At 50.3% G+C, this 14,313-nt stretch carries 13 protein-coding genes; 4 read left to right on the top strand and 9 right to left on the bottom strand.

Annotated elements, in window-relative coordinates; translation table 11 throughout:
* The first annotated feature begins 63 nt into the window (after positions 1-63).
* Entirely contained in the window at positions 64-2,433 is a 2,370-nt protein-coding gene (locus E1H14_RS07415) for an ATP-binding protein (protein ID WP_149390831.1), read from the top strand.
* Position 2,434: 1 nt separating this feature from the next.
* Here the strand turns inward: E1H14_RS07415 and E1H14_RS07410 are convergent, their stop codons facing one another.
* The 3 genes from E1H14_RS07410 to E1H14_RS07400 all read right to left on the bottom strand — a co-directional run bounded on the left by E1H14_RS07410 (position 2,435) and on the right by E1H14_RS07400 (position 5,698).
* Positions 2,435-3,055: a DUF1826 domain-containing protein gene (locus E1H14_RS07410; protein WP_160142043.1), complete on the bottom strand. Its 621-nt coding sequence runs from the start codon at positions 3,053-3,055 to the stop codon at positions 2,435-2,437.
* A gap of 50 nt (positions 3,056-3,105) precedes the next feature.
* Positions 3,106-5,151, bottom strand: a complete 2,046-nt coding sequence (locus tag E1H14_RS07405) for a TonB-dependent receptor domain-containing protein (protein WP_149390829.1) — start codon at positions 5,149-5,151, stop codon at positions 3,106-3,108.
* Positions 5,152-5,254: 103 nt separating this feature from the next.
* On the bottom strand, positions 5,255-5,698 hold the full coding sequence (locus E1H14_RS07400; RefSeq protein ID WP_149390828.1) for a c-type cytochrome: 444 nt from the start codon (positions 5,696-5,698) through the stop codon (positions 5,255-5,257).
* Positions 5,699-5,824: 126 nt separating this feature from the next.
* On the opposite strand from E1H14_RS07400, the gene E1H14_RS07395 reads away from it, so the two are divergent.
* Together E1H14_RS07395 and E1H14_RS07390 are read left to right on the top strand one after the other, a co-directional pair.
* Positions 5,825-7,081, top strand: a complete 1,257-nt coding sequence (locus E1H14_RS07395) for an ATP-binding protein (protein ID WP_149390827.1) — start codon at positions 5,825-5,827, stop codon at positions 7,079-7,081.
* A complete protein-coding gene (locus tag E1H14_RS07390; protein WP_149390826.1) occupies positions 7,082-7,615 on the top strand; it encodes a response regulator transcription factor in 534 nt (177 codons plus the stop codon).
* Between the two features lie 91 nt (positions 7,616-7,706).
* Here E1H14_RS07390 and E1H14_RS07385 read toward each other — a convergent pair whose 3' ends face one another.
* From E1H14_RS07385 to E1H14_RS07370, 4 genes are read right to left on the bottom strand one after another with little or no spacing between them, the layout of a single operon-like run.
* A complete protein-coding gene (locus tag E1H14_RS07385) occupies positions 7,707-8,375 on the bottom strand; it encodes an energy-coupling factor ABC transporter permease (protein ID WP_149390825.1) in 669 nt (222 codons plus the stop codon).
* Positions 8,375-8,827, bottom strand: coding sequence for a ribosomal protein S18-alanine N-acetyltransferase (gene rimI, locus E1H14_RS07380; RefSeq protein WP_149390824.1), 453 nt, complete (start codon positions 8,825-8,827; stop codon positions 8,375-8,377). Before rimI ends, E1H14_RS07385 begins: the two co-directional genes overlap by 1 nt.
* A complete protein-coding gene (locus E1H14_RS07375; protein ID WP_149390823.1) occupies positions 8,824-9,744 on the bottom strand; it encodes a uracil-DNA glycosylase family protein in 921 nt (306 codons plus the stop codon). Before E1H14_RS07375 ends, rimI begins: the two co-directional genes overlap by 4 nt.
* Positions 9,745-9,750: 6 nt before the next feature.
* A complete protein-coding gene (locus E1H14_RS07370) occupies positions 9,751-11,289 on the bottom strand; it encodes a 2-isopropylmalate synthase (protein WP_149390822.1) in 1,539 nt (512 codons plus the stop codon).
* A gap of 243 nt (positions 11,290-11,532) precedes the next feature.
* Between E1H14_RS07370 and E1H14_RS07365 the strand changes: the two genes are divergently transcribed.
* Positions 11,533-12,687 (top strand): MalY/PatB family protein, encoded by a 1,155-nt coding sequence (locus tag E1H14_RS07365; RefSeq protein WP_149390821.1) that lies wholly within the window; start codon positions 11,533-11,535, stop codon positions 12,685-12,687.
* 20 nt (positions 12,688-12,707) lie between these two features.
* On the opposite strand, the gene epmA is transcribed toward E1H14_RS07365, so the two are convergent.
* Together epmA and efp are read right to left on the bottom strand one after the other, a co-directional pair.
* A complete protein-coding gene (gene epmA, locus E1H14_RS07360; protein WP_149390820.1) occupies positions 12,708-13,685 on the bottom strand; it encodes an EF-P lysine aminoacylase EpmA in 978 nt (325 codons plus the stop codon).
* On the bottom strand, positions 13,669-14,232 hold the full coding sequence (efp, locus tag E1H14_RS07355; protein ID WP_149390819.1) for an elongation factor P: 564 nt from the start codon (positions 14,230-14,232) through the stop codon (positions 13,669-13,671). The genes epmA and efp overlap by 17 nt, the downstream gene beginning before the upstream one ends.
* Between the last annotated feature and the right edge of the window lie 81 nt (positions 14,233-14,313).

Here is a 14,313-nt window from a genome sequence, read left to right as displayed (position 1 = left end):
CGGTTTCGATGGGATTAGGATGCTAACTTTGTCATTTAAAGCTTATCGACGAGTACAGACTTGATGCCCACCACCAGTATCTTTCGCTCCCTCATTTTGAGTGCTGTCTTCGCCTCACTGGTGATTCTCTCTTTCCTGATCGTCATCATGTACCAAACGACAGTCGCGCCCTTGGACCAACAAGCCAGCGCTGAAGCGATGGTGGTCGCGGAAAAGGAGCTGAGCCTACGCCTTCTCTCTAAAGAGGATTCTGTCCTTTCAGTCGCCGCCAGCCTAGCACGTGATCCGCGCGTGCGCGAGGGGCTGCGTCATCAGGATCATGCGCTCGCCTTTTCTGCGTTAAACAATCTGACCGAAGACTACGCCGCCATCACGCCCTATCAGGGCATACGTGCACAGGTGATACGTGCCGATACCCTCATTCTTGCACGTTCCTGGGATCCAGACTTCCAAGGACAACCGGCTCCCCATCCGTTGGTTAAAGTGGCTCTCAGTGAACGCCGATCGGTTGCCAGCTTTGGGATAGGCAACGCCGGTGTGGGCATTATTGGATTTGCACCGGTCATTGAAGAGGGCGAATTATTAGGTCTGATTTCGGTCACACAAGGCGTCTATTCGGTTGTCAAAAGCCTCAGAGAGGCGGGTTTGGAATGGACTCTTCTGGTGGATATTGCGGGTCTGGAGCAACGCTTCTCCGGCCAAATCCCGCCGGTGTATCACGCCAATAAACGTTATGGTAATGACTACCTGCTCGCCCATGAAACCTGGTTTGATTTAGCCCATGCTGATCGTGTCATCGCCCGTATGCATCCCCCGAGCACCACACCTCAGGCCTATTTAATCGACAACGAGATTCAATTTGACCTACCCGTCTATGATGACTCGGGACAACTGATCGGCCGCCATCTTTTGACCGCTCAAGCCGATAGTCTGAATGCCAAAATAGATGAAAGCCGTAATGCTCTGTTGACCGTAACGGCCATCATTGTCGCGATCATCATCTTAATTGTGGCGCTGTTATTGATGCTGGTAAAACAGCGCATTATTCAACCCATCCAATACTTGGCCGATTGCATCAACCATATCTTGCAAGCCGGTGAGTTTTCGCAGCGCCTAAAAGTGAAACGTCACGATGAGCTGGGCAATTTGCTGATCAACTTCAACCGTCTTCTGAATAGTCTGCAAGCCAGTCTACAAGAATCCAGCTCCGTTATTCACGCCATCGCCCAGGGGGATTTTGACCGCCGTATGACCGGAGACTACCCCGGTGATTTGAATGCCCTCAAACTAGGCATCAACGCTTCAGCTTTAGAGTTACAAACTTCGCATCAGGCCATGGTCAAAGCCAATCTCGCCAAGAGCCAATTCTTGGCCAATATGAGCCATGAAATTCGCACCCCAATTAATGGCGTAATCGGCATGCTCTCTCTACTGCAACACAGTGAGCTGGATGAGCATCAAGCAGAGCAGGTGCGTTTAGCGCAAAGTTCAGCAGAATTACTGCTTGGTTTGGTCAATGACATCTTGGATTTCTCCAAAATTGAAGCGGGAAAAATGACGCTGGAACAGGCACCTGTCCATTTGCCGCAACTTCTGAATAATTTAAAAGAGATCTTTAATCCTGCTGCGCAAGCACGCAAACTGGAACTGCGTCTGGAAATCGGACCAGATCTACCCTCTTGGATTCTGGGCGACTCCTTACGACTGCGCCAAATTCTCAACAACCTACTTTCGAATGCCCTGAAATTTACCGAACAGGGTGAAATCTGTGTGCGTGCACATCGTCTTGACCAAACGCTCCGCCTCAGCGTGCGCGATACCGGCATCGGCATCAGTTCGCAAACTCAAGAGCGCCTATTCAAAAGTTTTGCTCAGGCCGATAGCTCAACCAGTCGAAAATATGGCGGGACAGGCCTGGGACTAAAAATTTCCCAAGAACTGGTCAAACTCATGCAGGGGCAAATGGGTTTGGAGAGCAAAGAGGGCCAAGGCAGTGAATTTTGGTTCAGCTTACCCCTGCGTCCTTGTGAGGCTCCGATTGAAAAAGTAGAGAGTAATGGCCAAACCCTGTATCCAGGCAAACGGATTTTGTTGGTAGAAGATAATTTGGTGAATCAAAAACTAGCATTAAAACTGCTTGAAAAATTTGCGATTCAGGCGGATCTAGCACAAAACGGCCAAGAGGCCTTAGAGATGGCACGTGAAGGAGTTTACGATCTTGTTTTGATGGATTGCCAGATGCCGGTCATGGACGGTTACACCGCCACGCGCCTCCTCAGACAAAGCGACTTCCGTGTCCCGATTGCAGCACTCACCGCCAATGCTACCGCAGAGGATCGCCGTTTGTGCATCGAGTGCGGTATGAACGACTTCCTTGCCAAGCCTTATCATCTCAAGGGTTTGGCTGAGCTTTTAGCACGTTGGTTGAATTAACTTAATGCGCAAAGTCCATCGAAAAGAACAAACGCCAATCGCCTTTTTTTACCTGAGGAGAGCGATGCACTAAGCCCTGATCTTCATTGTTTAGCCAACCCTTGCCCTTGAGCAAAGCCACATGACCCGTTTGCAGCTGATGACAAGTACTTTCAGCCGCTGGATTTTGCATCCAGTCATACGCTTGCTTTCCGTCCAACCACTCTGTCGCAGCACCACGCAAAGTACAGACTAGACGACAGGGTACTTGATCACGATGAAATTTTGGACACATGGCCTGCTCTAAAATCGCCAAGCGAAAGCCTAAACGATCCAACTCAAAGAGATAGCCAAACATATCACCTACTAGTGAGATGCCTTCGATTAAGGCTTGCTTACCCTCAGCTGTTGGCAAACTACTTTGCAAATAGTCACTTAGCTCCTGAGGCTGAAGAATCTGTCGTAACGATAGTGCTGACTGCAAATCTCGTAGAGATTCAACATAATTCAGAGCCTCTACCCCCCAATCTCCGTGCCAAACTGCTATTTGTGTAGCAGGCTGATAGATCTGTGAAAGCGCCCTAGGCTGTGAGGCCTCATAACAGAATTGGGGTTGTATAGGTTGAGGCTCAACAAGCGCCATGATGCTTTTCTCATAACAAAAATAATTGTTATGATATAACATATTTTTTATTAGAAAAACCAGTCCATACCCAATCGAAGATTACGCCCTGCTTCCCAACTCACAAACTCTTGAGAGTTCGCCCCAAATGCTCTGACACTAGTATGTTCGGCATAACGCTTATCAAAAATATTTTCAAGTGCAAGGATGAATCGTAACTGATCTTGCGCGAGACTAGGTTGCCATTGCATCTGCAGATCATGCACCACATAACCCGGTTTTTGTGGGCGCCCAGGCCGTACATCTTTTAAACGCTCAACGGCCGTCAAGGTATATCCCAGACTCAATTCGGGCTGTGCTTGCCAGAGTAGGTCTAATATCCATCTATTTCCTACCGAAGCCCCTACTCGAGCCGAATCACCTGTTGTATCCGCAGGCAGGCCATCATAACCACGCAAACGATTATGACTGTAACCCAAATTGAGCAGCCAGTTTTCTATTCCCCAATGACCTCGCAACTCAAACCCCTGGCTGATCACCTGCCCTTCGGCATTAAAGATTCGATCTGTTTTTGCCCCCGGCCCCTCCCCTGTTGTAATCAAATAATCATCAATTCGAGTGTGATAGAAAGTGAGTTCTAGCCCCGCATGATCGCCTTGTCTAAACAGGTTCAAATCATGCCAACGCAAACCTGCTTCGCTCAGCTTTGCGGCTTCAGGTTTTAATTTGCCATTTTCCCCCAACACAAAATCATCAGAGTACTTGGTTAACCAGCCCGCTTGATTCAAACGTCCTCCACGGATCGACTCCCCATAACCCGCAAAAAGGGTCAATTGCGTGTCTCCCTGTAGAAGATCCCATTCTGCACTCAAATTAGGGGAAAGTTCTCGCCCTGATGCTTTGTACATATCTGCATAGTCAGTACGATACATGTCATATCTCAGTCCTGCCGAAAAGCTCCATGCCCCTAACCTCAAGCGATCTTGTAGGTATAAACCAAAATTCTGACCCGTTTCACTAAGCGAATAATCTGCATCACGACTGACTCCTTTATCCTTAAAGTAGTCCACTCCATAGGTGAAGCTATGCTGCACAGCACCTAAATCAACGCTTTGCGTATTGCGAAGATTGGTTCCATAACTTTGAGTTAACCACTCCTCACTGCCTGTCGGTAAAAAGCGTTTAAGTCCTGTTTCACTTTGATATAGATCCCATCGAAAATCGATTTGCTCTTGCCCTTCTGGACGATATTGATAGCCTATGTTGTGGGAGCTTTCCGCTAAGCGCTGTTGATCTTGGGCACGAAGCGTTCCTTGATTTGTTTGCCAAGGCCAATTCCCTCTTAAAGCGCCGCCATAATTTGCACTTTGCTGGGTTGAAATGCGTAAGTTATGACCATTCTGATCCAGTAAACTAGCCTTCAAAAGATAGTTCGTATATTCACCATCGGTTGATTTAAGCTTGTCTCCTCCACCTGCCCGCATTTCAGAGTTTTTGTTTTCGCGAGCATAAAGTAGCACACCCAAATGATCAGTGGGCTGAGCATACAATGACACCAAACCGCCCTTTAAATCACTCGCACTTTCATACTGAGTACCAACACGAGCTCCAAATGTCTGGTCAGCCTTAAGCAAATCCTGCGCATCCACAGTTTCAAAGACCACACTGCCACCTAGAGCACCAGGGCCTGCATCAGCAGCCGCTGGACCGGTTAAGACACGGGCTTGTTTAAGTAAGAAGGGATCTATCTGAATACGCCCTTGATGATGAAACACGTTTGCGCCCCGACGCGCACCATCGACCTGCACATTAAGTAATAAATCCTCTACTCCACGTAAAAAAATCTTTTGGGCATTACGTGAACCTGTGCCGACCTGAACGCTGGGCTCCAACCTAAAAACGTCATCAAGGTCTTTCGCGAGGGTGCGGGACAAATCTTCTATGTTCACATCTCGACTGAGCTGCAATGACAGCGCTGAGGTCTCAACTTTGATTTCATCCAATTCGATGCTATCAGGATGCTCAATATGAGCGTGACTCAAGGGCACCCACGCCAAGCCTAACGCAATCGACAGAAATGAAAGCTTCAATTGAGAGATGGGCCGCGATGAAAGCATTGAGTCAACTCCATATACATTAATAAAGATTAATGTATATGTTATATCGTAACATATTTAAGATCTATAGAAATCGGCAATGCTACTACACTGCCGTAAACACTTAATCTAGCCGATAACGATCATGGCAAGCTTTGCAGCTCTGTAATGTCTGACGGAAAGCATCACGTGTGGCACGCTTATTCCCGGATGCAGCCGTTTCTGCCAAATTGGCGGTGATGGCTTCAAACTCTTGCATACTCTGGGTAAAACGCTCCTTTTCCTCCCAAACGCGTGCATGAGAACGACTTTTAATACCTTTGCTTTCCTCAGTGAAATGCTCCAGAGCCAAGGCACTTAACTGACTGAGTACCTGGGCACGATACGCAAATTGTTCATCGTCATAGGCCTGACGCCGATGCAGAGGATTCATGACACTCAGCTGCGCTCCCATTAAACGAAAAGCTGACTGACGGTACTCAACGGCATCTTCTGGCTTGATACGATCCGCCCAAACACTTGTACTGAGGCTGACAAGACAGGTGATCAGGATCAGTTTTATCTTCATGCGGACTCCTTCAATTAAATTTCATAAAGCGAATTCTTTTCTGCGACCTTATGACGCACTCAGGGTTCCCTAGATTCAGGTTATACTGCCCCACTTAGTAGGTTCCGATTCAGGACTGACGGCGACATGACTTCACCGCAACAACATCATCAGCACCTGTTACATCTCACTTACATTCGTGCCGTTATTTTTCTCAGCCTTTGTGGCTTAATCGTTTTTGCCCTCAGTTTACCCGGCTTTGATACCGATCTGACGCTGATTATCATCAGTTTAAGCGCCATGCTGCTCTTGCTCATCTTCACGTATCTGCGCTTACATTCAAATTGGCCGGTGATCCACGCTGAACTCTTTAGCCAACTCTGTGCCGATGCCATTCTCTGCGCCAGCCTGCTTTACCCACTTGGCGGGGCCAGTAACCCCTTTATTTTTTTACTGCTGACTCCGCTACTGATTACCGCTGCCACATTAAATGGTTTATACACCAGTCTTATGGCACTGATTGTGGCCGCGCTTTACACCATTTTACTGCGCCAAAGTACACCTCTCGAAGCCTTCAGTTCAGGCCATCATCATGCGTTAGTCCAGCTTGTGGATCTGCATCGCACCGGCCTCTGGCTCAACTTCATCCTGACCGCACTCCTCATCTCTCTTTTTATTGTGCGCATGCGCCAAACCTTGCAACAACAGGAGGCTCAGTTACAGCAGGCTCGTGAGCAACGTCTCAGAGACGAACAACTGCTCATGCTCGCGAGCGTCACGGCCGGCACTGCACATGAACTCGGCACGCCACTGTCCACTTTGAAAATTCTGCTACAGGATCTTGCCGCTAGCCATCCCGAGTTAGACGACCTGTCACTGATGCAACAACAGGTTGAGCTGTGTTCACAAAAGTTACACCGCCTCGTCCACCAAGCGGCCCAAGAGCCTGAGGTTCAACCCGCTTTAGAGTTGATCGAGACCCTGCTCGATGAATGGCAACTTCTGCGACCTGAAGTCCGCTATCAACTGGACAATCAACTCACACAAAGGGTGTATCTACTCTGTGATTCAACCTTGCCCCAGGCTCTGTTAAATTTATTGAACAACGCAGCCGATGCCTGCCCAGAAAACATTAAAATTAAATTAAGTCAAAAAGAGCAACATCTTACACTCTCCATTCAGGATGCCGGACCAGGTATACGCCCAGAACAGCTGCAACAACTTGGCACCCCTTTTATCACGACACGCGCAGGTGGATTAGGCATAGGTTTATTTCTGAGTGTCAGCAGCCTGGAGCGCCACCAAGGTGAGATCCGACTCTATTCATGCGCCGAGGGTGGTACCTTGACAGAAGTACGTCTTCCTCTCCAATCTGAACCCACCACTCACCTTAGGAAGTCTTAGATGTCTGAATCACATTTTCTCATTGTCGATGATGATCCTGTGTTCAGCCGAGTCCTAGCACGTTCTCTAACACGCAAAGGCTATCAAACACAGGTAGCAAGCGATCTGCAAACTGCCATTTCTCTAGCGGAAACAGAACACTTTGATCTTGCCAGCGTTGATCTCAAACTCGATCAGGAAAGTGGCCTACAGCTCATACCCCGTTTGCGTGCTTTGCAACCTCATCTGCGCATTTTAATGCTGACCGGCTATGCCAGCATTGCCACCGCCGTCGAGGCGATCAAACTCGGTGCCGATCATTACCTGCCTAAACCTGCCGATACGGAACAGATTCTACAAGCCTTGTTGGGACAAGCTTTCACCGCTGAAGCCGCACTACCGAGCGAACCCATGTCCGTGAGCCGCTTAGAGTGGGAGCATATTCAGAAGGTATTGTTGGAACAGGAGGGGAATATTTCCGCGACGGCGCGGGCGTTGAATATGCATCGACGCACACTACAGCGCAAACTGGCTAAGTATCCAGTGAAACGCTAAGTCTAAGTACTTCCCAGCACACCCACCTGCTCAGTCGGAGAGGCAAAAACCTCAATACACGAGCGGGATGCCAAGCTAGAGTTGCTCTAGACTATTGCTCATCTATATAGGCACGCGCATCAAAGGTGCGTATCCAATCAGGATGGAAAACCATCATGCCCGTCATAATAATGCCGTTCAACAAACCCTCTGGAAACATAATCAAAGGGAGATACATCGCATAATTATGGTAGATTTCGCTCCAGCTATAGACCTGATTCACCCAAAGCAGAGCGGCGAGCGCCAAACCTGAAGCCGCCACCGCAAAACCGGCTCCAAAAAATGCACAGGCAAATAAATAGATAAAAAAATTCCGAGGTAACTTCGCTTCAACCCAACGCAAAATGCCATAGCTGACCAACACCGGCACCACAACTAGCGTAATCATCTGGATAGCCAAAGCATCCACACCACCTGCCGCAAACAGATAGGCAATCAGCAGCGCCAGGCTTCCAAGTAGAATCGCCAGATCCCAGCCAAACATCAGTGTCAGCAGTGTCATGCCCAAAAAATGGATAGTCAAACCCTCCGCCACACTGGCTTTCATTTGCCATAACAAAACCAAAGCGGCCACTGAACCAAACATCAAATGCTGTATCGTGCGCTCACGCAACAAGACAGACCAAGGCAAACGAGTCACAATCCAGGTAAGTAAAATGATCTGCACCGCTGCCGCTAGCCAAACCCAAAAGGGCTGCATTAATCCATTTGCGAAGCTCATCACGAACCGCCATTCAAACAAGACTGAAATAACAAAGCATCCTCTCCATCATAATAGCCAGGACGGATACCCACCTCGCTTAAGCCCAAACGTCGGTAGAGGGCTTGGGCTGCTAGATTTGAACGTCGCACTTCAAGGTTCAGTTCACTGATACCCTGACTTTGTAGAGAATCAAGTGCATAACTCATTAAACGCCTGGCACAGCCTTGACGCTGCCAATCCGGGTGCACCGCCACACGCATCACCTCAGCTTGATCCAACACAGCATGACACAAGATAAAAGCCAGCAACTGCTCGCCTTGGTGTAAAACCCAAGCGGTGGGCTGCAAGTGGGAGGTTTGCAAACAATGCTGCCAAAGAGAGGTCGGCCAGGGATCATCAAAGCAGAGCGGTTCAAGATGTTGCACCTCTGCCAAGGCCGAGATTTCTAAGGGTGAAATCTGTCCATTCATCCGCTAAGACTCGGGTGCAAGACTTGGCTTAAAGCTTGCAAATCTTTCCAAACATCCGGCTTAATCATCTCCGGTAGTTGTAGCATCTCGGTTAAGGAGTAGGTCGCGAGAGCACGCACACCCGGGCGCAGATGAAACACCAAACCACGCAGAGCGCTGAGGCCTTCATCACGCTCCAAGACCCACTGCGCCGCCGCTTCACCACATAAAATCACACCACGCGCTGGCTTAAACTCTAACTGCCGCTCTAGGCGCCGACGTACCGACTTCAGCGCTTCTGGCGCTGATTGATCCAGCGCAGAACCGGCAAAGGCTGGCCAATCGTGACGTATCGGCGTCGCATCGGCCACCTTTTCCGTGACCCCCATGGCTCGCGATAAGCCCTGGAGCAATCGCAGATGAGCCGATGAAAAACCTCGCCGTGCATGCTGGGGCAGTGAATCAATCCAGAGCAGATCTCCCAAGCTGACCCAGACCAATGAGAAGCGCGGCGGCAGCGCCACGGTCAATTCCGATCCAGTTGTCACGGCCGCAATCGGCTCTAAGGCCACAACAGCGTTGGAAGCCTGTGGCCGCTCTAAGGACGGAGCATCGGCACCGACCGATGCCAAGGCACTGACCCTTGCCTCTGCACCTGATCCGATTCGGGCCACCACTCCAGCCACCTCGCCTACGCGGGCTTGAGGCTGAGCAGATCGATGCATGAGCGAAACCTCCGGCGACAGATCCGGCGCTTCGGTAAATACCTCATCCGCTAGCGTATCTTCAGCCGCTGCGGGCCAAACAAAATCGGCTACCCAGGATGCCGAAGCCGCCGCTCCCGGCAGCACCTGCCGAGGTAGCCAACGTTCGATCCCCATCGCTTGCAGGTAGGCTTGCTGTCGCAGCACCTGTGCGTTGGATGACGATTCACTCATGCCTGATCAAACCTGGGGATGCGCTTTCTGAATATTGGCATCCAGCATGTTCAACGCATGGATATAGGCTTTAGCTGAAGCGACAATAATATCCGTATCCGCTCCCAGGCCATTGACGATCCGCCCACCTTTTTCCAGACGCACCGTCACTTCACCCTGCGAGTCAGTACCGCTGGTGATGGCATTCACCGAATAGAGTTGAAGATTACTTCCGGAATCCACAATCGCTTCAATCGCCTTTAAGGCCGCATCCACTGGGCCACCGCCACTCGATTGCGCCTGCGCTTCTTCGCCTGCGACACTTAAAACCACCTGAGCCACCGGAGTCTCCCCGGTTTGTGAGGTGACACTTAAACTGCTGAGACGATATTTTTCATGACCGGCACTGGCGCGTGTGTCGCTGACCAAAGCCACCAGGTCATCATCAAAAATTTCGCTTTTCTTATCGGCCAGCTCTTTAAAGCGCGCAAAGGCTTCATTTAACTCAGCCTCAGACGCAAACTGAGTGCCCAACTCCTCTAAACGGCTGCGAAAAGCATTGCGCCCTGAGAGCTTACCCAACACCATACGATTGGTATTCCAGCCGACACTTTCTGCCGTCATGATTTCATAGGTCTCACGATGCTTGAGCACACCATCCTGATGAATACCTGACTCATGCGCAAACGCATTCGCTCCGACAATCGCCTTGTTGGGCTGTACTGGAAAGCCGGTAATGCTGGAAACTAAACGCGAGGCCGGTACGATTTGGGTCGTATCAATATTTGTTTCCAAGCCCATAACATCCTGGCGTGTACGCAAGGCCATGACGATCTCTTCCAAAGCAGCGTTGCCTGCACGCTCACCTAATCCATTGATCGTACACTCGACCTGACGTGCTCCAGCTGCGATCGCAGACAGAGAATTCGCCACCGCTAGACCCAAATCATTGTGACAGTGCACTGAAAATATCGCTTTATCGGCATTCGGGATACGTTGAATTAATTGCGCAATCGTATTGCCATACTCTTGCGGCACGGCATAACCCACGGTATCGGGGATGTTAATGGTTCGAGCCCCAGCATCGATCACGGCTTCGATAATACGGCACATAAAGTCCAGCTCAGAGCGGCTGGCATCCTCTAAAGAAAACTCAACATCATCGATCAAATTGCGCGCCCTTTTTACCGCACGCACGGCATTCTCCACCACCTGATCCGGCGTCATCTGTAGTTTATATTTCATATGGATCGGGGAGGTGGCAATAAACGTATGGATACGGCCTGAGTTCGCATTAGCCAGCGCTTCACCGGCACGGTCAATATCAGCATCCAAGGCACGTGATAAGGAGCAAACTGTGCTGTCTTTAATGCTATCAGCGATCGCTTTCACCGCCAGAAAATCACCGGGGCTGGCAATCGCAAAACCCGCTTCGATGACATCAACGCGCATCTTTTCCAACTGTCGAGCAATACGCAACTTTTCATCGCGCGTCATGGAGGCACCCGGACTTTGTTCGCCATCCCGCAGAGTGGTATCAAAAATAATGACGCGATTCGTGCTCATGCTGAAACTCCAGATAGAAGACCCGATACAAAACTTGAAAAAACGACTGTGCCACAGAGGGTAATTCTTTAATTTTAACAGATCTCAGGCACAGATGATGGCTAAGCAGACTAGCGCTTGGGCATTTATTTGCAATGCCAGTCCACTATAATTTTGTTTATCATCCTGATAGCCCTTTTAGAGCTCCTTATAGCTCCTTGTACAGCTAGCCCCTTTCCATTTATTAGAAGGTAGGATCACCCTATGCATGCTACAGATTTCGACCGCCTGATCGACCGCCGCAATACCGGTAGCGAGAAATGGGAGCGCTATCGAGATACTGCGATCCTGCCCATGTGGGTGGCCGATACCGATTTTATGGCTCCCCCTGCGGTTCTTGATGCTTTGCGCCAGCGCATCGATCATGGGGTCTTTGGTTACACCCATACCCCGAGTGAACTCATCGATCTAGTGCAAGCACGTTTAGCTCGGCTCTATCAATGGCCGGTGCAAGCAGAAGAGCTGGTGTGGCTACCAGGCTTAGTTTCAGGACTCAACCTCGCCTGCCGTAGCCTAGGGGATACACAGAGCGAAGTGCTCAGCCCCTGTCCGATTTACCCACCCTTCATGACCGCACCGCGCCTTTCTGATCGTCAACTGGTGAAAGTCCCCATGCAGCGCCAGCAGGGGCGTTTGACTTTGGATCTGGAAGCACTGGATGCGGCGATCACTCCACACAGCCGCTTGCTGCTTTTCTGCAATCCACATAATCCCGGTGGCACGGTTTATCGTCGCCATGAACTCGAGGCACTGGCCGAGCGCATTATTCGTCACGACTTGATTGTCTGCTCAGATGAGATCCACTGTGAATTAATCCTCGAGCCAGGCTTAGAACATATCCCGCTCGCCAGCCTGGGTGAGGACATTGCCCAACGCTGCATCACCCTGATGGCCCCGAGCAAAACCTTTAATATCGCCGGACTCGGCTGCTCTTTTGCTGTGATTCAAAATCCTGAGCTGCGCAAAGCCTTTCAACGAGTGCGTAAAGGCATCGTACCGGATGTGAACCTGCTGGGTTACACCGCCGCTATCGCCGCTTTTCGTGAGGGAGAGGCTTGGAACCAAGCACAATTAGAGTATCTTCGTGCTAACCGTGACTATCTCTTGCAAGAAGTGAACGCCATGCCTGGGCTGAGCCTAGCCCCCATCGAAGCGACCTATCTGGCTTGGATTGATGTGAGCGCTGCGCACCTAGAAAACCCAATGCATTTCTTTGAGCAAGCCGGTGTGGGTCTCTCACCTGGCCGCGATTTTGGTGATGAAGGATTTATGCGCTTGAATTTTGGCTGCCCTCGCGCGCTCCTGACAGAAGCCTGTCAACGCATGCGCCGAGCGCTCTTGACCCATCTACCCGCCTAAGCTTCGGTTAGGGCAAGAGATTAGGCGCGACTGAAAGCAAAAGGCAAAACTTCCGCCAAAGTCTCTTTACCCCAAGCCCGCATAAACAGGCGATCCACACCCAGAGCCACCCCTGCCGACTCCGGCTGCCCAGCGGCCAGAGCGGCCAATAAGCGCTGATCCAGGGGGCGCACTGGCAGATTCAAAGCAGCTCTTTGCGCCTGATCCGCTTGGAAGCGTGCCGCCTGCTCCTGAGCATCCGTCAGCTCTTGATACCCATTGGCCAACTCCAATCCATCCAGATATAACTCGAAGCGTGCGGCCATCGGCTCCCCATCCACATCATGGACACGTTTTGCCAAGGCCGCCTGTGAAGCGGGAAAATGAGTGACAAACACCCCCCCTTGCAGCTGGGGCTCGATCAAGTGCGACATCAATAAATTGAGCCAAGTATCACGATCTTCATCGTCAAAAGAGAGATCGAGATGCTGGCGTGCAAAAACCTTGATTTCGGCTAACGAGGTGGTGCAAGGATCCCACCCCAGATGCTGACGAAAAAGACTACGATATTCACATTCAACAAAGGTTTGCTGCGGCAAAAACAGCTGTACCACAGCCCTCACTTCTTGCATCAACTCAGCCATGCTCCAACCGGGGCGATACCACTCCAGCATCGTGAACTCAGGGTTGTGACGCTGCCCCAGCTCACCATTACGAAACACCTTACCGAGCTGGTAGATCGGGCCACTACCGGCACTGAGTAGACGCTTCATTGCATATTCGGGAGAAGTTTGCAGGTATAGGAATTCCGGCTCTGCACCGGGAAAGGCTCGATAAAGCACATCAAAGCAATCGATAAATGGATCACAGCCTGCACTGTGCGACAACAGTTGGGTATCCACTTCCATCACCTGGCGCTGAGAAAAAAACTGGCGCAATAGCGCCAGTCCTTCTGCTCGTTTACGCAGCGTATCAAGCGCTGCGCTCGGTTGCCAATCGAGATCAGGCACGGCTGACATATTCACCGGTACGGGTATCAATACGCAGCTTTTCACCAATTTCGATAAACAGTGGCACACGCACCACCGCACCGGTCGTCAGGGTTGCCGGTTTAGAGCCGCCCTGAGCTGTGTCACCTTTCACACCGGGATCAGTTTCCACGACTTCCAATTCCACAAAGTTAGGCGGAGTGACCGCAATCGGATTACCGTTCCACAGAGTCACAGTAATCTTATCTTGCTCTTTCAGCCATTTAGCGGCATCACCGACAGCGTTTTTTTCTGCCGCGACCTGCTCAAAGCTGTTCGGATCCATGAAATGCCACATCTCACCATCGTTGTACAGATACTCCATATCGGTATCCATTACATCTGCGCTTTCAATGGTTTCATTGGACTTAAAGGTACGCTCCCAAACACGCCCTGTTAGCAAGTTACGCAGTTTAACGCGGGTGAAGGCCTGGCCTTTGCCGGGCTTAACAAATTCAACATCCAGCATGTTACAGGGATCACCATCAAGCATGACTTTGAGCCCGTTTTTTAACTGGTTACTGGAATAGTTGGCCATGGGTTTTCCTTGTAGTGTCTTGATCGGATTAAAATTGACAGGGATTCTACTAGAAACGAGAATGCAGGCCAATTTATTCAC

Source organism: Nitrincola tapanii (assembly GCF_008368715.1).
Classification (GTDB): domain Bacteria; phylum Pseudomonadota; class Gammaproteobacteria; order Pseudomonadales; family Balneatricaceae; genus Nitrincola; species Nitrincola tapanii.
This window is presented reverse-complemented; position numbering and strand designations above follow the sequence as displayed.

Bases quoted from the DNA above. Each gene is read 5' to 3' on its own strand.
- E1H14_RS07415 (WP_149390831.1), top strand. From the start codon at position 64: ATGCCCACCACCAGTATCTTTCGCTCCCTCATTTTGAGTGCTGTCTTC.
- E1H14_RS07410 (WP_160142043.1), bottom strand. From the start codon at position 3,055: ATGGCGCTTGTTGAGCCTCAACCTATACAACCCCAATTCTGTTATGAG.
- E1H14_RS07405 (WP_149390829.1), bottom strand. From the start codon at position 5,151: ATGCTTTCATCGCGGCCCATCTCTCAATTGAAGCTTTCATTTCTGTCG.
- E1H14_RS07400 (WP_149390828.1), bottom strand. From the start codon at position 5,698: ATGAAGATAAAACTGATCCTGATCACCTGTCTTGTCAGCCTCAGTACA.
- E1H14_RS07395 (WP_149390827.1), top strand. From the start codon at position 5,825: ATGACTTCACCGCAACAACATCATCAGCACCTGTTACATCTCACTTAC.
- E1H14_RS07390 (WP_149390826.1), top strand. From the start codon at position 7,082: ATGTCTGAATCACATTTTCTCATTGTCGATGATGATCCTGTGTTCAGC.
- E1H14_RS07385 (WP_149390825.1), bottom strand. From the start codon at position 8,375: ATGAGCTTCGCAAATGGATTAATGCAGCCCTTTTGGGTTTGGCTAGCG.
- rimI (WP_149390824.1), bottom strand. From the start codon at position 8,827: ATGAATGGACAGATTTCACCCTTAGAAATCTCGGCCTTGGCAGAGGTG.
- E1H14_RS07375 (WP_149390823.1), bottom strand. From the start codon at position 9,744: ATGAGTGAATCGTCATCCAACGCACAGGTGCTGCGACAGCAAGCCTAC.
- E1H14_RS07370 (WP_149390822.1), bottom strand. From the start codon at position 11,289: ATGAGCACGAATCGCGTCATTATTTTTGATACCACTCTGCGGGATGGC.
- E1H14_RS07365 (WP_149390821.1), top strand. From the start codon at position 11,533: ATGCATGCTACAGATTTCGACCGCCTGATCGACCGCCGCAATACCGGT.
- epmA (WP_149390820.1), bottom strand. From the start codon at position 13,685: ATGTCAGCCGTGCCTGATCTCGATTGGCAACCGAGCGCAGCGCTTGAT.
- efp (WP_149390819.1), bottom strand. From the start codon at position 14,232: ATGGCCAACTATTCCAGTAACCAGTTAAAAAACGGGCTCAAAGTCATG.